The 19,232-nt window shown below is 72.3% G+C and carries 14 protein-coding genes and 1 pseudogene; 4 read left to right on the plus strand and 11 right to left on the minus strand.

Annotated features, from left to right (window positions below; translation table 11 throughout):
• Positions 1–17: 17 nt before the first annotated feature.
• A complete protein-coding gene (gene hrcA, locus ITJ69_RS07810; RefSeq protein ID WP_123340397.1) occupies positions 18–1,040 on the minus strand; it encodes a heat-inducible transcriptional repressor HrcA in 1,023 nt (340 codons plus the stop codon).
• An 88-nt stretch (positions 1,041–1,128) separates the two neighbouring features.
• Between hrcA and ITJ69_RS07815 the strand changes: the two genes are divergently transcribed.
• Positions 1,129–1,536, plus strand: a complete 408-nt coding sequence (locus ITJ69_RS07815) for a DUF4870 domain-containing protein (protein WP_228505123.1) — start codon at positions 1,129–1,131, stop codon at positions 1,534–1,536.
• A gap of 9 nt (positions 1,537–1,545) precedes the next feature.
• On the opposite strand, the gene hemW is transcribed toward ITJ69_RS07815, so the two are convergent.
• Positions 1,546–2,787 carry a radical SAM family heme chaperone HemW gene (gene hemW / locus ITJ69_RS07820; protein WP_194672486.1) on the minus strand — a complete coding sequence of 414 codons (1,242 nt, stop codon included), beginning with the start codon at positions 2,785–2,787 and terminating at the stop codon, positions 1,546–1,548.
• A 28-nt stretch (positions 2,788–2,815) separates the two neighbouring features.
• Between hemW and ITJ69_RS07825 the strand changes: the two genes are divergently transcribed.
• Complete coding sequence (locus ITJ69_RS07825; RefSeq protein ID WP_185003103.1) at positions 2,816–3,508, plus strand: HAD family hydrolase; 693 nt, start codon at positions 2,816–2,818, stop codon at positions 3,506–3,508.
• An 81-nt stretch (positions 3,509–3,589) separates the two neighbouring features.
• On the opposite strand, the gene ITJ69_RS07830 is transcribed toward ITJ69_RS07825, so the two are convergent.
• Positions 3,590–4,237, minus strand: coding sequence for a DUF1990 family protein (locus ITJ69_RS07830; RefSeq protein WP_111085748.1), 648 nt, complete (start codon positions 4,235–4,237; stop codon positions 3,590–3,592).
• 140 nt (positions 4,238–4,377) lie between these two features.
• Between ITJ69_RS07830 and ITJ69_RS07835 the strand changes: the two genes are divergently transcribed.
• Positions 4,378–4,869 (plus strand): hypothetical protein, encoded by a 492-nt coding sequence (locus ITJ69_RS07835; RefSeq protein ID WP_123292545.1) that lies wholly within the window; start codon positions 4,378–4,380, stop codon positions 4,867–4,869.
• Positions 4,870–4,876: 7 nt separating this feature from the next.
• Here ITJ69_RS07835 and lepA read toward each other — a convergent pair whose 3' ends face one another.
• Both lepA and ITJ69_RS07845 read right to left on the minus strand, forming a co-directional pair.
• Positions 4,877–6,724: a translation elongation factor 4 gene (lepA, locus tag ITJ69_RS07840; protein ID WP_123292544.1), complete on the minus strand. Its 1,848-nt coding sequence runs from the start codon at positions 6,722–6,724 to the stop codon at positions 4,877–4,879.
• Positions 6,725–7,000: 276 nt separating this feature from the next.
• Positions 7,001–8,167, minus strand: a complete 1,167-nt coding sequence (locus tag ITJ69_RS07845) for a pyridoxal phosphate-dependent aminotransferase (protein WP_194672487.1) — start codon at positions 8,165–8,167, stop codon at positions 7,001–7,003.
• Positions 8,168–8,367: 200 nt separating this feature from the next.
• Here ITJ69_RS07845 and rpsT point away from each other — a divergent pair, with 200 nt between their 5' ends.
• Entirely contained in the window at positions 8,368–8,628 is a 261-nt protein-coding gene (rpsT, locus tag ITJ69_RS07850) for a 30S ribosomal protein S20 (protein ID WP_111085752.1), read from the plus strand.
• A 232-nt stretch (positions 8,629–8,860) separates the two neighbouring features.
• On the opposite strand, the gene holA is transcribed toward rpsT, so the two are convergent.
• The 6 genes and pseudogenes from holA to cydD all read right to left on the minus strand — a co-directional run bounded on the left by holA (position 8,861) and on the right by cydD (position 19,222).
• Positions 8,861–9,880, minus strand: coding sequence for a DNA polymerase III subunit delta (gene holA / locus ITJ69_RS20390; RefSeq protein WP_123292542.1), 1,020 nt, complete (start codon positions 9,878–9,880; stop codon positions 8,861–8,863).
• A gap of 619 nt (positions 9,881–10,499) precedes the next feature.
• Positions 10,500–11,810, minus strand: a pseudogene (locus ITJ69_RS20395) (ComEC/Rec2 family competence protein); the annotation flags it as partial.
• A gap of 516 nt (positions 11,811–12,326) precedes the next feature.
• Entirely contained in the window at positions 12,327–13,085 is a 759-nt protein-coding gene (locus ITJ69_RS07865) for a helix-hairpin-helix domain-containing protein (RefSeq protein WP_323743063.1), read from the minus strand.
• Positions 13,086–13,269: 184 nt separating this feature from the next.
• Complete coding sequence (gene leuS / locus ITJ69_RS07870) at positions 13,270–15,864, minus strand: leucine--tRNA ligase (protein WP_416354926.1); 2,595 nt, start codon at positions 15,862–15,864, stop codon at positions 13,270–13,272.
• Complete coding sequence (gene cydC / locus ITJ69_RS07875; RefSeq protein WP_194672491.1) at positions 15,861–17,567, minus strand: thiol reductant ABC exporter subunit CydC; 1,707 nt, start codon at positions 17,565–17,567, stop codon at positions 15,861–15,863. The genes leuS and cydC overlap by 4 nt, the downstream gene beginning before the upstream one ends.
• Positions 17,564–19,222, minus strand: a complete 1,659-nt coding sequence (cydD, locus tag ITJ69_RS07880) for a thiol reductant ABC exporter subunit CydD (protein ID WP_194672492.1) — start codon at positions 19,220–19,222, stop codon at positions 17,564–17,566. Before cydD ends, cydC begins: the two co-directional genes overlap by 4 nt.
• Between the last annotated feature and the right edge of the window lie 10 nt (positions 19,223–19,232).

Below are 19,232 nucleotides of genomic sequence, written 5' to 3' on the forward strand. Positions count from 1 at the left end.
GTCGGTGTTGCAGTCGATCAGTGTTCGCCCAGCAGCTTGGACAGGTACCGTGCGACGGCCCGGACGGCAGCCATGTTCGTGCCGTAGTCCATCCGGGTCGGTCCCAGGACACCCAGGCGTGCCACCTCGCCGCCACCGGCGAGGTACCCGCCGGCGACGATGCTCGTGGCGTCGAGCCCGTACTCGGCGTTCTCGACGCCGATGCTCGCCGCCACCGCGATGTCGTCCACCTGCATCTCCCCGAACAACCGGAGCAGGGTGACTTGTTCCTCGATCGCTTCGAGCACCGGGAAGAGGCCGCCGGAGAAGTCCTGCTCGCTCTTCGCCAGGTTGGCGGCACCGGCCATCACCAGGCGGTCCTGACGGTTCGCCGCGACCTGCTCGATGAGGGTCGCCACGACGACCCCGCCGAGCGCCTGGGCGTCGGGCCGGAGCTGTTGCGGGACCGCACGGAGCGCGGTGGGCACGTCCTGCAGCAGGAGCCCCACGGCCGCGCCGTTCAGCACGGTGCGGAGTTCGGTCAGCAGCGGCTCGTCGAGCGCGACGTCGGTCTCGACGACGCGTTGTTCGACCCGGGCGGTGTCGGTGATGAGCACGACCATGAGCCGGGCGTCGCCGAGGCGCACCAGCTCGACGTGCTGCACCCGGGCGCGCACCATCGAGGGGTACTGCACCAGGGCGACCTGGTTCGTGAGCTGGCTGAGCAGGCGCACGGTGCGGCCGAGGACTTCGTCGAGGTCGTTCGGTGCCCCGAGGAAGGTCTCGATGGCGTGCCGCTGGGCGCTCGTCAGCGGCCGGGCTGCGGCGAGGTGGTCGACGAACAGCCGGTAGCCCTTGTCGGTCGGCACCCGGCCGGACGAGGTGTGCGGCGCGACGATGAGCTGCTCGTCCTCGAGCAGGGCCATGTCGTTGCGGATCGTGGCGGCACTGACGCCGAAGGCGTGCCGCTCGACGATCGTCTTGGAGCCGACCGGTTCGCGGGACGCCACGTAGTCGCGCACGATGGCCTTCAGGACCTCGAGGCTGCGTTCACTGACCACGAGCGCTCCTTCCTGGTCGACCTGGCACTCGGACGTGTCGACTGCTGATCCTACGCCCGCACGACTGCACCCCCGATACGCTTCCGGCATGACCTACGGACAGCAGCCCGGTGGCCCGCAGAACCCCAACGGGCCCCAGTACCCGGGCGGGTACACCCCGCCGCAGCCGATGAGCCCGGAGGACCAGCGCCTCTGGGCCACGCTGACCCACATCGGCGGGATCTTCTTCAACTTCGTCGCCCCGCTCGTGGCGTACCTGGTGCTGCGCGACCGCGGCGGCTTCATCCGCGAGCACACCCGGGTCGCACTGAACTTCCACATCACCGTGGCGATCGCGTACATCGCGTGCGCCATCCTGAGCGTCGTGGTCATCGGCGCGCTGCTGTTCCCGATCGTCGTCGTGCTGACGATCGTCTTCGGCATCCTGGCGGCCGTCGCGGCGAACCGGGGCCAGTTCTACCGCTACCCCCTGTCGATCGAGTTCATCAAGCAGTAGGGACGCCGGTCAGTCCAGCAGCTCCCGCACCACCGCGTCGGCCAGCAGGCGACCCTGCAGGGTCAGGTCGATGCGTCCCCGCACCGCGGCCGACCCGTCCACGAGACCCCGTGCGATGAGTCCCGCGACCCGGCCACGGGCCTCCTGGCGGATCTCGCTCGTCGCGAGCTCTCCGCGGACCCGCGCGGCGAGGAGCAGGCGCTCGACGTAGCGGGTCTCGTCGTCGATGACCTCGCGCCCGGCGGCCGGCGACGCGCCGGACAGCACCCGGTTCGCGTACGCGGCCGGGTGCTTCACGTTCCACCAGCGCGTGCCGGCCACCGCGGAGTGCGCGCCGGGGCCGACACCCCACCAGTCGTGGCCCTTCCAGTACGACAGGTTGTGGCGACTCGCGTGCGCGTCGCCGCGCGCCCAGTTCGACACCTCGTACCAGGAGTACCCGGCGTCCCCGAGCACCTGGTCGGCGAGCTCGTACATGTCGGCGGCCAGGTCGTCGTCGGGGGCGGGGAGCTCCCCGCGCGCCACCATGCGGCCCATCGCGGTGCCGTCCTCGACGATGAGCGAGTACGCCGACACGTGGTCGGGCTCGCACGCCAGCGCGGCGTCGAGCGAGGTGCGCCAGTCGTCGAGGGACTCCCCCGGTGTCGAGTAGATGAGGTCGAGGGAGACGTCGAGCCCCTGCTGCTTCGCGAGGTCGACGACGACCGGCACGCGCAACGGGTCGTGCGTGCGGTCGAGGGTCGCGAGGACGTGCGGGACCGCGGACTGCATGCCGTAGCTGATCCGGTTGAACCCACCCTCGCGCAGTGTCTGCAACGAGGACGCGTCGACCGAGTCCGGGTTCGCCTCGGTCGTGACCTCGGCGCCGGGCAGGATCCCCCACGTGTCGTCGATGGCCCGCAGGATCATCGCCAGGTCGGACGCCGGCAGCATCGTCGGGGTCCCGCCACCGAAGAACACGGTCGACACAGGCCGACGCGGGACGCCGGAGCGGTCGAGCACGGTCGCGGCCCACTCGATCTCCCGCACGGCGTGGCCGGCGTAGTCGTCGCGGCGCACGCCGCGGAGCTCGGACGCCGTGTACGTGTTGAAGTCGCAGTAGCCGCAGCGCACCCGGCAGAACGGCACGTGGACGTAGACCCCGAACGGCACGGCCGCCGGGTCGGAACCGGCGGCGGAGCCCGCCGCGGCTCGCGGCACGATCAGTCCGTCAGCGGGTGCCGGATCGGCGATCGGGAGAGCACTCGGCATGGAGTCCATTGTCCGTCATGATGGACGCATGGAGCACCACCCCGTCCCCACCACGGTCCTGTGGGACATCGACGGCACCCTCGTGATGAACGCGTCGTCCCCGGGCAACCTCTACCACCTCGCGCTCGAGCGTGCGGTCGGCCGCGACCTCACCCTGCGCGTCGGGCACCAGCACGGTCGGACCGATGCCGGGCTCATCGCCGAGCACGTCCGTGCGCACGCGTTCGAGGACACGATCATCCCGACGGTCAGCGGCCACCTCCGCGACCTCACCGCTGAGCGGCACGCCTCGGGCGACCACCGGTCCCCCGTCCCCGGTGCCACCGCGCTGCTCACCCGCTTCGCGGAGCTCGGGTGGCGGAACGGCCTGCTCACCGGCAACTCCGAGTACCGCGCCCGCGTCAAGCTGGCCGGTGCCGGGTTCGACGAGGGCCTGTTCGACTGGGACCACTCCTACTTCGGCGACACCGAGGTGGAGCGCGCGGACGTCACCACCCGCGCGGCGGCGGAGCTCGCCGGCACCCGTGCCGTGATCGTCGGCGACACCCCGCGTGACGGCGAGGCCGCGGACGCCGCCGGCATCCCGTTCCTGGCGGTCGCCACCGGGGTGTTCGACGTCGAGGCGCTGCGGGTCACCAACGCGGTCACGGTCGCGCGGGACTGCCGGGTCGACGCCGCGCTGATCGAGGACGCCATCGCGGCGCTGCCGCCGCTGCGCTGACCCAGCGCGCACGCGCACAAAGCACACGCACGCAAGCACGCGCACGCAAGCAGGCGGGCGCTCGCCAGCACGCGCTCGCCGCTAGTCGCCCCGCAGCGCCGCCAGGTACTGCTCCGCCATCACCTTCTGCTGCCGTCGCAGCAGCGGCGCGACGAACTGCCACTTCCGGCTCGACGGCTGCGAGAACTGCCGGATCTGCAGCCACACGGAACCGTCCGACGTGCGCTCGACGACGAACGACTCCTCGCCGGAGAGCGGGTGCCCCTCGAGCGTGCCGTACGCGAAGCCCTTGCGGTCGTGCTCGTCAATGATCGACACGACCCGCACGGGCGCCTGCACGGTCCGCCCGAAGGCGTGCATCGTGAGCGTCGCCGACGTGCCAGCGGTCACCAGCGGGGTGCCGTCCGGCGCGAACTTCTCGACCCGGGGCGTGCCGATCGAGGCCGGGGCGATCGGGACGCCGTCGTCGTCGAACGTCACCGGGTTGTACCGGACCTCGTCGTCGTCGGGCTGCTCCTCGACGCGCACGCGGATGCCGCTGCGCTCCTGGATCTGCCACGTCAGGGCCTGCGTCACCGCGGTCTCGAACCGCTGGTCGCCGTGCCCGATCCGGGCACGCGACTCGGTGGGGGTGAACCCTTCGGGCGGGTACGTCATGAGGTCCGACGCCTGGGTCGCCCCCACCGCGCCGTAGGTCAGGGCGGTCCGGTAGCTCCCGCGGATGCTCATGCCGCCAGCCTACTTGCGCCTGCCCCGTCGGATCGAACCGATCACCGCTCAGGTCGCGTCGTCCGGGTCGCGTCGTCCGGTTCGCGTGCACCCCGAACTGGAGGCCCGACACCCGCCCGCCCCGCCCCTATCGTTGCAGCGTGCCCCGCTCCACCCCCGCGCCCTGGCGGTCCGTCGACCGTCGGACCGCGACGCTCGCCGCGCTCACGCTCGTCGCCTTCGGCGCCGCCGCACTCGCGCGTGTCCTCGTCGACGCGACGACGGCGAGCATCGGCTCGTCGACGCGGTACGTCACCGTGCCGGCCGCGCAGTGGGACACCTTCGACACCGCGAACGCGATCGCCGCGGTCGGTGCGTGCTGCGCCGGAGCCGGGGTCCTGCTGTTCGGCGCCAGCCTCGTGTCCGCCGTGCGGCGGCACCGGGCCACGCGGATGCCGCAGTGGCTCGGCGCCGTGACGATCGCCCTGGCCCTCGGCGCCGTCGTATCCGGGATCGCCGCGACCCAGCAGACGGACTTCGGTGCGGCCGCCGGGCTGGTCATCCTGCGGACCGCACTGGCGGGACTGGCCGCCGCGAGCCTCCCGGCCCTCTGCCTGGCCGTGCTGCGGGCGCGGGCCGCTCGGACCCGCTGACCCGTCGCTACTTCTTCTTCTCTTCCACGTCGCCGGAGAGCGCTGCGATGAAGGCTTCCTGCGGGACCTCGACCCGACCGATGGTCTTCATGCGCTTCTTGCCCTCCTTCTGCTTCTCGAGGAGCTTGCGCTTGCGGGTGATGTCACCGCCGTAGCACTTCGCCAGGACGTCCTTGCGCATCGCGCGGATGCTCTCGCGGGCGATGATCCGCGCGCCGATGGCCGCCTGGATCGGGACCTCGAACTGCTGGCGCGGGATGAGCTTGCGCAGCCGCTCGGTCATCAGCGTGCCGTAGGCGTAGGCCTTGTCGCGGTGCACGATCGCGCTGAACGCGTCGACCTGGTCGCCCTGCAGCAGGATGTCGACCTTGACGAGGTCGGCCGCCTGGTCGCCGATGGGCTCGTAGTCGAGCGAGGCGTAGCCCTGCGTCTTGCTCTTCAGCTGGTCGAAGAAGTCGAACACGATCTCGCCGAGGGGCATCTCGTAGCGGATCTCGACGCGGTCCTCGCCGAGGTACTCCATTCCGAGCAGCGAGCCGCGGCGCGACTGGCACAGCTCCATGATCGCGCCGACGTAGTCCTTCGGGGCGAGGATCGCCGCGCGTACCATGGGCTCGCGGACCTCGACGATGCGGCCGCCGGGGAACTCGGACGGGTTCGTGACCTCGGTCACGGAGTTGTCCTCGTTCGTGACCTCGTAGATCACGCTGGGCGCGGTCGTGATGAGGTCGAGGCCGAACTCGCGCGAGAGCCGCTCGGTGATGATCTCGAGGTGCAGCAGGCCGAGGAACCCGCAGCGGAAGCCGAAGCCGAGCGCCACGGACGTCTCGGGCTCGTAGACCAGCGCTGCGTCGGAGAGCTTGAGCTTGTCGAGCGCGTCGCGGAGGTCCGGGTAGTCCGACCCGTCGATCGGGTACAGGCCCGAGAACACCATCGGCTTCGGGTCCGTGTAGCCGGGCAGGGCCTCGGTCGCGGGCTTCTGCGCGCTCGTGACGGTGTCGCCGACCTTGGACTGGCGGACGTCCTTCACGCCGGTGATGAGGTAGCCGACCTCGCCGACGGAGAGCCCCTTCGTCGGGATCGGCTCGGGGCTCGACACCCCGATCTCGAGGATCTCGTGCGTCGACTTGGTCGACATCATCTGGACCTTCTCGCGCGGCTTGATCGAGCCGTCGATCATCCGGATGTACGTGACCACGCCGCGGTAGCTGTCGTAGACCGAGTCGAAGATCATCGCGCGGGGCGCGGCCTCGACGTCGCCGACCGGTGCCGGCACACGCCGGACCACCAGGTCGAGGAGCTCGGGGACACCGACGCCGGTCTTGCCGGAGACGCGCAGGACGTCCTCCGGCTTGCCGCCGATGAGCTGCGCGAGCTCGGCCGCGTACTTCTCGGGTTCGGCCGCCGGCAGGTCGATCTTGTTGAGGACCGGGATGATCTCGAGGTCGTTCTCGAGCGCCAGGTACAGGTTCGCAAGCGTCTGCGCCTCGATGCCCTGGGCGGCGTCGACGAGCAGGATCGCGCCCTCGCACGCTGCCAGGGAACGCGAGACCTCGTACGAGAAGTCGACGTGCCCGGGGGTGTCGATCATGTTGAGCGCGAAGGTCTCACCGTCGAGCTCCCACGGCATGCGGACGGCCTGCGACTTGATCGTGATGCCGCGCTCGCGCTCGATGTCCATGCGGTCGAGGTACTGCGCGCGCATCGCGCGCTCCTCGACGACGCCGGTCATCTGCAGCATGCGGTCGGCCAGCGTGGACTTGCCGTGGTCGATGTGCGCGATGATGCAGAAGTTGCGGATCGCGCCGGCCGGGGTCGCGGCGGGCTCGAGCGGAGCGGATGCTTGTGGGCTCACGGTTCCTCAGGTGGGTCGGACGGTCGGCCCAGTCTCCCATGCTTCACCCGCTCTGGAGGCACGGCACGGCTGCGCGACGTGCGATGCGCGCTTGGTGCGCCCTCGCGCCGGTGTGCTGGCCCCGCACGGTGCGAGGTCGGCGGGCCCGTGCGCGGTTGACCGCCCCGTGACCGGATGCTGCGCGGCACGGGGCGAGCATCCTCGCACCAGGTGGAAGACTGCGCACCGTGCGCTGTCGCGCCGACCGGCACCGGGCCTCCTGGCCGCGATCGCCCGTCAGACGGAGGCGTGCGCCGGTGCGGGCAGCACGCCCAGGCCACGGCGGAGGTCGTCGGGGGTGGCGGCCAGGCAGACGCGGACCCAGCCCTCGCCGGTGCGGCCGAACGCGCTGCCGGGCGCGACCGCGACAGCCTCGCGCTGCAGGAGGCCGAGCGCCCACGCCGCGACGTCGCCGTCCGAGGCGTGCGACACGTCGACCCAGAGGTAGAAGGCGCCGCGCGGGTCGAGGTACCGGATGCCGGCGGCGTCGAGGACCTCCTTCGCGACCTCGAGGTTCGCCCGGTAGTGCTCGCGGGCGTCGCGGACCGCGGAGTGGTCCCCCACGATCGCCGCCAGCGCCGCGTACTGGTCGGGCTCGGCGACGCAGCTGATCATCGCCTCCTGCGTGGTGCGCATCGTCGGCCCGAGGCCCTTCGGCGTGACGAGGTACCCCACCCGGACGCCCGTCATCGCGTAGGTCTTGCTCAGCGAGAACGCGGAGAACACCCGGTCGTCCTCGTCGAGCGCGGCCAGGCTGACGTGGCGGGTGCCGTAGGTGAAGTACTCGTAGACCTCGTCGCTGATCACCCACAGGTCGTGCCGCTTCGCGAAGGAGAGCAGCGTGCGGAGGGTGTCCTCGCCGAACACCGAGCCGAGCGGGTTCGACGGCGAGTTCACCACGAGCACGCGGGTGCGCTCGGTGACGCTCGCCGCGAGTGCCTCGAGGTCTGGTTCGAACCCGTGCTGCGGTTCGAGCCGGTACGGCACCGGCGTGGCCCCGAGGATGTGCGCGTTCATCGTGAAGGTCGTGTAGCCGGGGTCCGGCACCAGGACCTCGTCGCCGGGGCTCAGCGTCAGCGTCATCGCCTGGAACAGGGCCTGCGTCGCACCGATCGTCATCCAGATCTGTTCGAGGTCGGCCTCGATGCGGTTCTCGCGGCGGAGCTTGTCGCGGATCGCCTCGCGCAGGGGTGCGATGCCACCGTTCGGCGTGTAGTCGGTGCGGTCCTCGGTCCACGCGCGACGGGCCGCGTCGCCGATGTGCGGTGCCACGGGCACGTCCGGTTCGCCGATCACGAGCATCGTGACCGGGGTGCCGGCGGACTGCAGCAGCGCTGCCTGTTCGAAGACCCTCCGGATGCCGGAGGCGGGCACGGTGTCGATCCGAGGAGCGAGGGATGGCATGCCCGACACCGTATCCGGTGCGTGTTGCCGCGAGATCACGCCGATCCAGCGGTGTTTCGTGCTTTGGTGGCGGGGCGTTCGCCTGGTAATGTTGGTGGCTGGCTTGCGCGTTCCCCGCCCACGGGTGGAACGCGATGCGACCGAGGGCCCCTCTACCCCGCGGTCGCGCCCACCCGTACGAGACGAAGCAGGAGCTACACATGGCGAACATCAAGTCGCAGATCAAGCGCATCAAGACCAACCTCAAGGCCACCGAGCGCAACAAGGCCTACAAGTCGGAGCTGAAGACGTTCATCCGTCACACTAACGACGCCGTTGCCGCTGGCGACAAGGACAAGGCCGTTGCCGCCCTGGCTACCGCGTCGAAGAAGCTCGACAAGGCCGTGAGCAAGGGTGTCATCCACCGCAACCAGGCCGCGAACCGCAAGTCGGCCATCGCGAAGAAGGTTGCGTCGCTCTGATCTCCTGAGCGCTGCACGAAGGCCCCGCACCGAACGGTGTGGGGCCTTCGTCGTGTGCGGGGGCAGTGCGTGGGGCGTGGGCGGTGGGCGTCTGGGTGGCGGCGGCGGCGGGCCGCACGCTTCGTGAGCAGTAATGGTCGGGTGGCCGGTCGGCACTCGACCATTTCTGCTCACCAAGTTCGCGGGTGTGGGCGCGCGACGAGCGCGCGACGACCGGGAGGCGCGGGTCGCCTCAGCGCGCCTCGCCGCGTCGGGCGATGGTGCGGACCATGACCTCGAGTGCGTAGTGCGCGTCGCGCGAGCCGCCCTTCACCGCGGTGTCCGCCTCGGCGATGCTCGTGATCGCGTTCGCGAGACCCGTCTCACTCCACGAGGCGACGTCACGCTGCGCGCGCTGCACCTGCCACGGGGCCATGCCGAGCGCCGACGCCGCCTGACCGCTCGGCCCGCGGAACGCGCTGACCTTCGCCATCGTGCGGATCTTGCTCGCGAACGCCGCGACGATCGGCACCGGTGCTTCGCCCGTCGCCAGCGCGTGCCGCAACTCGACGATCGCCGGAGCGGACCGTCCGGCCAGGGCGATGTCGGCCACCTTGAACGCGTTCGTCTCGACGCGACCGCCGTAGTACTTGTCGACGACCTTGTCGGTGATCTCCTGCGCTTCGTCCGCCAGGAGCTGCCGACACGCGGCGGCGAGCTCAGCCAGGTCGTCCGCGAAGGCGACCACGAGGGTGCGGACCGCCGACGGCGCGATCTTGCGTCGAGCGGCGCGGAACTCGGCGTTCACGAAGTCGATGCGGTCGGTCTCGCGCTTGAGCTCGTCGCACAGGACCTCGACCCCACCGCCGACCCCGCTGCGGATCGTGTCGAGCAGCTTCTTGCCACGCACCCCGCCGCCGTGACGGAGCACCAGGGTGACGTCGTCGGCCGGGGCCTGCAGGTACGAGATGGTCTCGGTGATGAAGGCGTCGGTGCACTTCTCGACGTTGGTGACCCGCACGAGCCGCGGCTCGCCGAACAACGACGGGCTGGCGAGGGTCGCGAGCAGCCCGGGAGCGTACTGGTCGGCCTCGAGGTCGTGCACCTCGAGCGCCGGGTCCTCGCCCACGAGCAGGTCCTTGAGCACACTGCTGGCCCGGTCGGCCAGGAACGCCTCGGGCCCGGTGACGAGCACGACCGGGGCCGGCCGGATCCCCGACCAGGGGACTTGGTCGATCTTCGCTGCGGCGCGCGCGGGCTTCTTGGCGGGCATGCGGTCCTTCCGGTGGTGCCGACCCGGACGGTGCCGGTGCGACGAGTGCTCCGACGATCCTACGGGCGGCCACCGACGGCGTGCGCTCCGTCCACACCCGCAGGTCGTCGGCCGCCGCCCGACCCACCACGACGGTGCCGAGTTCGTCGGTCCGGTACGCGGCGGTCCCCGACGATGCGAGCATCGACAGCGCCGACCGAGTCGGGTGGCCGTAGGTGTTGTCCGCGCCGACGCCGACGAGTCCGACACGGGCCGCGAGCTGCCGGTACAGCAGCGGGTCCTGGTCGGCCGAACCGTGGTGCGAGACCTTCACGATGTCGACGGGGTCTGTTGGCAGCGCACCGCCGGAGCGGACCCGACGCTGCGCGGTCTCCCCCAGGTCACCGAGGAACACCCCGGACAGGCACGTCGGGCAGTCGGCACCTGGCGGCGGCTCGGTGACGAGCACGATGCTCGCGTCGTTGCCGGCGTCCGGGCTGCCCGCGCGCGGCCACACCACACGCCAACCGAGCGGCCCGAGCACGCCGGACACCCGGTCGTCGGCCTGCCGGACGTCGACGCCGCCGCGCTGCAGGTCCTGCACGACGCGGCTGTCCGACGCACGGCCGACCGGTCCGACGAGCGCCGTGTCGACGATGCCCGCGACCTCGTCGACCGCCCCGACGTGGTCGCGGTCGAAGTGCGTGAGGACGAGCAGGTCGATCCGGCGGACCCGCAGCAGGTCGAGGCACGCCCGGAGGCGGTCCGGGTCGTCCCCGGTGTCGATCAGGGCCGTGCTGTCGCCGCCACGGACCAGCACGGCGTCACCCTGTCCGACGTCGCACGCCGCGACCGCCCAGTCGCGCGGGACGGTACCGCGCACGACCAGCACGGGAACCGCGACGGCGGCGACACCGACCACGACGACGACTCCTGCGACGAGCAGCAGGCGGCTCCGCGCCGTCGGAGTGCTCAGCACGGCGACCGCGAGGCACGCGCTGACGACCACGGCGCCGACCACTCCGACGGTCCCACCCGGCCACGGCGCCGACGCGTACGGCAGCAGCGCTGCGCCGCGGGCGATGCCCCCGACCGCCGACGCGGGGGCCCAGGCGACGGCTGCCAGCACCGACCCACCCCACGGCCAGACCGGCGCGAGCAGACACGCACCGAGGCCGACGACGGTGACGATCGGTGCCAGGGGCTCGGCCAGCAGGTTCGCCGGCACCGCGTAGGTCGGCAGCGCCGCGGACAGCGGGATCGTCACGGGCCAGCAGGCGACCTGTGCTGCCACCGGCACGGCGAGGGCGGCGGCCGCCGGGGTCCACAGCCGTCGGGCGAGGAGCCTGGTGAGCGGTGGCCCGAGCACCACGATGCCGGTCGTGGCGAGCACCGACAGCGCGAACCCGAACGACCGCGCGAACCAGGGGTCGACCACCAGCATGCCGATCGCGGCCAGGGCGATGAGGGGCACGCCGCGCACGGGGCGGCCGGACAGGTGCACGACCAGCACGACGACCGCCATCACCGTGGCCCGGACGATGGACGGGTCTGGCCGCACGAGCACCACGAACGCGAGCAGCACGGCGACGGCCGACGCCGCCCGGAGCCCCCGAGGCATTCCGCAGAGTCGCCCGAGCACCACGACGAGGCCGACGATCACCGCGCAGTTCGCCCCGGACACCGCGGTCAGGTGGGTCAGCGCCGAGGTCTCCATCGCTGCCTCGGTCGCGGCGTCGAGGCCGGACCGGTCGCCGATCGCCAGGCCACGCAGGAGCGCAGCCCCGGGCTCGGGCAGGTCCGCCGTCGCACGGACGAAGGCCCGGCGCGCGGTGTCGGTGGCTCCGAGCAGTCCCCCGGGTGGCTCGGTGGCGGGCACACCCCGGAGGAACAGCACGAACGCGGTCGCGGAACCGGGGACGTCGGCCTCGAGTGTCCCGGAGCCGGTCATCCTCGTCCCCGCGGCCAGCACGAGGTCGTGATCGTCACCCGATGGCACGAGCGCACCGTCGCCCGGCGGCACGAGCCGGACCGGTACCCGGAGCGCACGCACCGTGTCGGCACGCTCGAGCGTCGCGAGGACGGAGCGGTCACCCGGGCCCAGGTCGCGCGACAGGACTGCGTCGAACGACACGGTGCCCGACCCGGAGGCGAGGGCGCGGAGCACCTCCGGCGTTCGTCGGGTCTCCCCCACGGTGACCGACACGGCGAGCAACGCGGTCAGCGCCGCCGCGACGAGCACCGGGCCGGCACCGGCGGTCACGGTGCGGCAGCGGCGGCCCGAGCGACGACGACTCGCGACGATCGCAGTCCCTCCGGCGAGCACGGCCAGCACGGCGGCCACGATCCCGACCACGGGCGCTGCCGCGGGGCCCCCGACGAGCACGGTCGTCACGATCCAGGTGATCGCCACCGGCACCGCAACCCGCAGGTCCGTCGCACTGGGTCGCAGCTGCACGGGCACGGCTCAGACCCGCACGCGGTCACGCAGCTCCGCGAACCGGACGTCGCCGATGCCGCTGACGTCGAGCAGGTCCTCGACCGCGGTGAACCGGCCGTGTTCGTCGCGCCAGGCGAGGATCCGGCCGGCCAACCCCGGGCCGATGCCGGGCAGGGTCTCGAGCGCAGCCTGGTCGGCGCTGTTCAGGTCGACGACGGCGTCGGCGCCGGTTCCCGCGGCACCCGCGGCACCCGTACCGTCGTCAGCGCCGCTGCCCGCCGCGGCCGCACCGCCGTCGACCGGATCGAGCGCCGCCGGGACCTCGTCCTCGCCCACGCGCGGCACGTACAGCCGCTCGCCGTCGGTCAGGACCCGCGCCAGGTTCAGTCGGTCCAGGTCCGCATCCGCCGTCGCGCCGCCGGCCCGCTCGATCGCGTCGGTCACCCGGCTCGACGGCGGCAGGCGCACCACGCCGTCGCGCTCGACCGCCCCGAGCACGTGCACCACCACACGCGCCGCACCAGACCCAGCGGTCGGCACCCCGGCGGTGGGCGCACCGGCGGTCGGCACGCCGGCAGCCGGAGGGCCGACAGTCGGCGCGCCGGCGGTGGGCGCACCACTGACGACGACCCCGCCCGCCCCTGCACCACCACGGCCCGTCAGCGACCCGACCAGGACCACCACCAGCGCCACAGCCACAACGACCCCGGCCAGCACCACCGCGGCCCGCGGCGACAGCACCAGTCGCGACCAGAGCACGCGTCCCGATGCGGGCGCGCCGTCCACTGACCGAGGGTCCGGTGACGAGGGCGACGACATGCCCCGAACGCTACGGAGCCCGGCCGATCGGCCGGGCTCCGGAGTGCTGGTCTGTGGACAGGTGCGTCGGACGCCCACCCTGTGGACGGCCAGACGCTCACCCTGTGGACGGCCAGACGCCCACCCCGTGGACGGCCGCGCCGCCCGAGGGCTACCCCTTGATGGCGATGTTCACGAGCTTCGGCGCCCGCACGATGACTTTCACGATCTCGCGGTCACCGATGTACCGCTGCACGTTCGCCGAGTTCCGCGCGAGTGCCTCGAGCTCGGACGGCTCGATCGACTTCGACACCTCGAACGAGTCGCGGACCTTGCCGTTGACCTGGACGACCGCGGTGAGGGTCTCCTGCACCAGCAGCGTCGGGTCGGCCTTCCGCCAACCGTGCAGCGCGACGGTGGCCTCGTACCCGAGCTGCTCCCACATCTCCTCGCCGGTGTACGGCGCGAACACGGCGAGGCCGAGCGTGACGGTCTCGACGGCTTCGCGCACGGCGGGGTCGGCGGCACCGGGGCCGCTGTCGATCGCTTTGCGCGTCACGTTGACCAGGTCCATGAGCCGTGCGATCACGACGTTGAACTTGAACGACTCCATCAGGCCCGGCGCATCGGCCAGGAACCGGTGCGTCACCTGGCGCAGGGCGCGGTCGCCCTCGGCCCAGACGACGTCGGGGATCGACGTGACGTCGGTCGCCAGGCGGTAGGCGCGGGCCAGGAAGCGTGCCGAGGCGGACGGCGAGACGTCCTCCCAGTTGATGTCGTCCTCGGGCGGGCCGGCGAAGCCCATCACCAGGCGGATCGCGTCGACGCCGTTCGCGTCGAGCTCGTCGCCGAGCGAGACGCCGCCCTTGGACTTCGACATCTTCGAGCCGCCGGACAGCACCATGCCCTGGTTGAGCAGTGCCGAGAACGGCTCGGTGAAGTCGAGGTAACCGAGGTCGAAGAGCACCTTGGTGACGAAGCGCGCGTACAGCAGGTGCAGGATCGCGTGCTCGATGCCGCCGATGTACTGGTCGACCGGCGCCCACTTGCGAGCGACGGCGGGGTCGAACGCCTGGGTGTCGTCGTTCGCCGCCAGGAAGCGCAGGAAGTACCACGACGAGTCGACGAAGGTGTCCATCGTGTCGGTGTCACGAAGCGCGGGCGTCCCGTCGACGGGGTTCGGGACGTTGACCCAGTCGGTCGCTCCGCCGAGGGGCGAGGTGCCCTTGGGCTTGAGGTCGAGCCCCTCGGTGTCGGGCAGGCGCACCGGCAGCTGGTCGAGCGGCACGGGGTGCTCGCTGCCGTCGGCGCCGTGGATGATCGGGATCGGCGTGCCCCAGAAGCGCTGGCGCGAGATGAGCCAGTCGCGCAGGCGGTAGGTCTTGGCGGCGCGACCGGTCCCGCGCTCCTCGAGCAGGGAGATCGCGGCGGTGATCGCGTGCTGCTTCGACATGCCGTCGAGGGGGCCGGAGTTCATCATCCGGCCCTGACCCGTCAGCGCCTCGCCCGTGGTGGCGGGGTTGAGGTCGGGCAGCTCGGTGTCCTCGGTGATCACCGGGATCGCTCCGGTGACCGCGGCGTTGGTGTCGACGACGACCTTCACCGGCAGGTCGAACGCCCGGGCGAAGTCGAGGTCGCGCTGGTCGTGCGCCGGCACGGCCATGACCGCCCCGTGGCCGTAGTCGGCGAGCACGTAGTCGGCGGCCCAGATCGGCAGGCGCTCCCCCGTCAGCGGGTGGATCGCGAAACGGCCGAGCGGCACACCGGTCTTCGGGCGGTCGGCGTTCTGCCGGTCGATCTCCGACGTCTTCTGCGTGGCGACGAGGTAGGCATCGAAGTCCGCACGGACGGAGGAGGACGCAGAAGCGACCAGCGACGCCGCCAGGTCCGAGTCCGGTGCGACGACGAGGAACGTCACGCCGTGGATCGTGTCGGGGCGCGTCGTGAACACCGTGACGGGCTCGTCACGGCCCTCGATGACGAAGTCGACGTCGGCGCCGACCGACCGGCCGATCCAGTTGCGCTGCTGCGCGATGACCTTGGCGGGCCACCGTCCCTCGAGCTGGTTGAGGTCGTCGAGCAGGCGGTCGGCGTACTCCGTGATCTTGAAGTACCACTGCGTGAGCTTCTTCTTGACGACGACGGCACCGGAGCGGTCCGAGGTGCCGTCGGGCAGGACCTGCTCGTTCGCGAGCACGGTCTGGTCCACCGGGTCCCAGTTGACCCAGCTGTCCTTGCGGTACGCCAGGCCCTTCTCGTACATCTTCAGGAACAGCCACTGGTTCCACTTGTAGTACTCGGGGTCCGAGGTGTGGATCTCGGTGCTCCAGTCGAACGACGGCGCGTAGCGCTTGAAGGACGCCTTCTGCTGCGCGATGTTCGCGTAGGTCCAGTCCTTCGGGTCCACCCCGCGCTTGATCGCGGCGTTCTCGGCGGGCAGGCCGAAGGAGTCCCAGCCGATGGGGTGCAGGACGTTGAAGCCCTGCTGGCGCCAGTAGCGCGCCACGAAGTCGCCGAGGGCCCAGTTCTCGGCGTGCCCCATGTGGAGGTCGCCGGACGGGTACGGGAACATCTCGAGGATGTACTTGCGCGGACGCGTGTCGTCCAGGTCGGTGGTGAAGAGCCCGAGCTCTTCCCAGCGGGGCTGCCACTTCTCCTGGATACGACGGAAGTCGTAGGCGTTCGGGTCCTCGGCGTGCTGCTCGGTGGTCACGGACGTCAACGATACAAGCCGGGAGGCCCGTCCAGCGTCCGCCTGTCGGGTCATCCGACGAGCAGGCGGCCGGCGGCCATCCGCAGGGTGCGGTCGACCAGGTCCGCCCGGACCGGCACGTGCGACACGATCACGACCGTCCGTCCCGCTGCGCGGGCCGTCGTCACGAGGTCGTGCAGGACGGCGTCGCCGAGGTCCGGGTCGATGTCGGCCGTGGGTTCGTCGAGCACGAGCACCGGGAACGCGTGCAGGAGCGCGCGCGCCAGGGCGAGCCGGTGCGCTTGTCCGCCGGAGACGAGGCCACCGCGCTCCCCCACCGACGCATCGAGCCCGCCGCGACGTCCGACCCACTCGCCGAGGCCGACCCGGTCGAGCACGGCGAGCAGCTCGTCGTCGGTCGCGGTCTCGCGGGCGAACAGCAGGTTCTGTCGCACGGACTGGTCGAACACGAACGGGTCCTGCTCGATGAGCCCGATGCGGGCACGGACGGCGTCGGGGTGCATGTCCTTCGCCGAGACCCCGTCGAGCGTGTACGAGCCCTGGTGGTCGACGAACCGGACGAGCGCGTCGACGAGGGTGGACTTCCCCGCGCCGCTCGGCCCTTCGAGCACGACGACCTCGCCGGGGTGCAGGTCGAGCGAGACCCCGTCGACCGCCGGCGTCGTGGCTCCGGGCCACTGCACGGTCAGGTCGCGCACCGCCACGGTGACCGGACCGAACACCGCCAGTTCGGCCGGGTCGGCGTCCTGCTCGGGTTCGGGCACGATGCCCGCGGGCACCCGGGCCGGGACGACCTGCTCGACCCGCTCAGCGGCGGCGCGCACGCGGCGCAGCGTGAGGACGGCGAGCGGGACCCCGCCGACGACCTCGAACAGGGCGAGCGGCACGAACACGGTCAGCGCCCAGAGCGGTCCGTCGAGCGCCCCGGACACCACGACCGGTGCACCGACGGCCAGGATCCCGATGACCGCGCCGCCGCCGACCAGCCCGACCAGGGCACCGACGAGCGCCTCGACCGTGCCACGGCGGCGCACTGCACGGGTGACGCCGGCGTCGAGACGGGCGATGTGCGCCAGCCGCTCGTCGAGGGTGCCGTAGGCCGCGAACACGTCGAGCGTCCGCACGGTGTCGAGCACGAGGTCGGCGACCCGACCACGTTCCGCCGCGGTCTCACGGTCGGAGCGCTCGGCGATCGACCGTGTCACGACCGACCCGAGCAGCGCCGCGACCGCCAGGCCGAGCAGGAGCACGAGGGCGGCCGGCACCGACACGATCGCCACCGCGACGACGGACAGCAGGGCGACGACCCCGGCGGACACCAGCGGCCCGACGACGCGGATGGGCAGGTCCTGCAGCCGGTCGGTGTCGGTGACCAGGCGGGTCATCAGGTCGCCACGGCCGGTGCTGCCGAGCCCTGCCGGTGCGACCGAGGCGAGCCGCCGGTACATCTCGGTGCGCACCACCGCGAGCTGCCGGAAGGACGCGTCGTGCCCGGCGAGCCGGTCGACGTAGCGCAGCGCCGCACGCCCGAGTGCGAACGCCCGCACGCCGACCATCACGAGGGTCAGGTAGAGGATCGGCGGGTGCTCCGCGGCACGGGTGATGAGGTAGCCGCTCGCGGCGAGGAGCGCCACGGCGCAGACCGCACTGAGCGCGCCGGCGGCGACCGCCTTCGCCCAACCCGACCCGTGCGGCATCGCGAGCCGCAGGACGGACGCTCCACGGGCCTCCCGGGACAGCACCCGCTGCCGGCTCATGCGCGCACCCCCGTCCGGACGGTGACAGACCCACCGGTGCCGATGTCGACCCGGACGTCGGCCGCGGCCACGACCGCCGGTCGGTGGCTGGCCACCACGACGACCGCGCCGTCGGCCGCCAGGCCGCGGATCGCGGCGACGACGTGGGCCTCGGCCTCGGCGTCGAGCGCCGACGTCGGTTCGTCGAGCAGGACCAACGGCGTGCCGACGCGGCGGGCGCGGTACAGCGCCCGCGCGACGGCGACGCGCTGCGCCTGGCCGCCGGACAGTCCGCTGCCACCGGCGCCGATCGGGAGGCCCGGGTCGACCCCCAGCCCCGCGTCGCGCAACGCGGTCTGGACGTCCACGGCGTCGGGGGTCGCGCTGAGCGCGACGTTCTCGGCGACGGTCCCGCGCACGAGGCGGGGTCGCTGGTCGGCCCAGGTGGTGCGGCCGGCGGCGGTCGTACCGGCGGCGCCGGGGACGACCACGGTGCCGTCGTGCGGCAGGACGCCGCGGAGTGCGGCGATGACGCTCGACTTGCCCGAGCCGCTCGGGCCGGCGAGCACGACGACGGTGCCGGGGTCGGCGTGCAGGTCGAGCGGGCCGATCACCACGTCGGGCCGGCGGACGGTCAGACCGTGCACGGCCAGCGCCGCGGCAGCCGGAGCGGTCGCCGCGGGGTCCGTGTCGTGGTGCGGCGCGGGCTCCGTGTCGTCGTCGAGGACGTCGAGGACCGCTGCCGATGCCTCGACGCCGTCCTGGGCGGCGTGGAAGTCCGCGCCGACCTGGCGGATGGGGGCGAACGCGTCGGGGGCGAGGACCAGGACGAACATCGCGGCGCCGAGCCCGAGCGAGCCGTCGACCAGCCGGATGCCGATCGACACCGCGACGAGGGCGACGGACAGGCTCGCGGCGAGCTCGAGCGCGAACCCGCTGACGAACGACAGCCGGAGCACCCCGAGCGTGCCACGACGGTACTCGTCCGTGACGGCGCCGATGCGGCCGACCTGGCGCCGGGCGCGACCGAACACCTTGAGGGTGGCCAGGCCCTCGACGGCCTCGAGGAAGGCGCCGCCCAGCTTGGCGAGGGCGTCGGACTGCTTCCGCTGCAACGACTGGGTCGCGAGTCCGATCAGGATCATGAACACCGGGATGACCGGCAGGGCGAACAGGATGATCAGCCCGCTCGTCAGGTCACCGAGGCCGATCGCGACCAACAGCAGCGGTGTGGCGATCGCGGTGAGTGCGAGCTGCGGCAGGTAGCGACCGAAGTAGGCGTCGAGCGCGTCGAGGCCCGGCCCGAGGGTGGTGGCGAACCCCGCACTCGACCGGCTCGCCAGCCAGGACGGACCCCGCTCGGCGGCGCGGGCGAGCACCGTGGTGCGCATCTCGCTCTTCACCTTCGCCGCGGCGCGGGCCGCCAGGTCGTCGGTCGCCCAGGCCGCCACGGCACGGAGCACGAACGCGCCGCCCAGCAGCGCGAGCGCCTGCCCGAAGGCGCTCGGGACACGGCCGTCCTGGACCGCGTCGATGCCGAGGGTCACGGCGGCGGCGATCCCCCACGCGATCGCGATGGTCGCGACCGTGCGGAGGACGCCGGTGCCGGCGGCCGCGACGATGAAGCCGCGCGCCGTCCGCGACAGGCGCAGGAGTCGCGGGTCGAGCGGCTTCACCGTCGCCTGC

It is taken from the genome of Curtobacterium sp. VKM Ac-2887 (assembly GCF_015350935.1).
In the GTDB taxonomy this organism is placed as follows: Bacteria; Actinomycetota; Actinomycetes; order Actinomycetales; family Microbacteriaceae; genus Curtobacterium.

Excerpts from the sequence above, each read along its gene's own strand:
- rpsT (WP_111085752.1), top strand. The coding sequence starts at position 8,368 with ATGGCGAACATCAAGTCGCAGATCAAGCGCATCAAGACCAACCTCAAG.
- leuS (WP_416354926.1), bottom strand. The coding sequence starts at position 15,864 with ATGACCCGACAGGCGGACGCTGGACGGGCCTCCCGGCTTGTATCGTTG.
- ITJ69_RS07830 (WP_111085748.1), bottom strand. The coding sequence starts at position 4,237 with ATGAGCATCCGCGGGAGCTACCGGACCGCCCTGACCTACGGCGCGGTG.
- ITJ69_RS07815 (WP_228505123.1), top strand. The coding sequence starts at position 1,129 with ATGACCTACGGACAGCAGCCCGGTGGCCCGCAGAACCCCAACGGGCCC.
- cydC (WP_194672491.1), bottom strand. The coding sequence starts at position 17,567 with ATGAGCCGGCAGCGGGTGCTGTCCCGGGAGGCCCGTGGAGCGTCCGTC.
- ITJ69_RS07845 (WP_194672487.1), bottom strand. The coding sequence starts at position 8,167 with ATGCCATCCCTCGCTCCTCGGATCGACACCGTGCCCGCCTCCGGCATC.
- holA (WP_123292542.1), bottom strand. The coding sequence starts at position 9,880 with ATGCCCGCCAAGAAGCCCGCGCGCGCCGCAGCGAAGATCGACCAAGTC.
- hemW (WP_194672486.1), bottom strand. The coding sequence starts at position 2,787 with ATGCCGAGTGCTCTCCCGATCGCCGATCCGGCACCCGCTGACGGACTG.
- ITJ69_RS07825 (WP_185003103.1), top strand. The coding sequence starts at position 2,816 with ATGGAGCACCACCCCGTCCCCACCACGGTCCTGTGGGACATCGACGGC.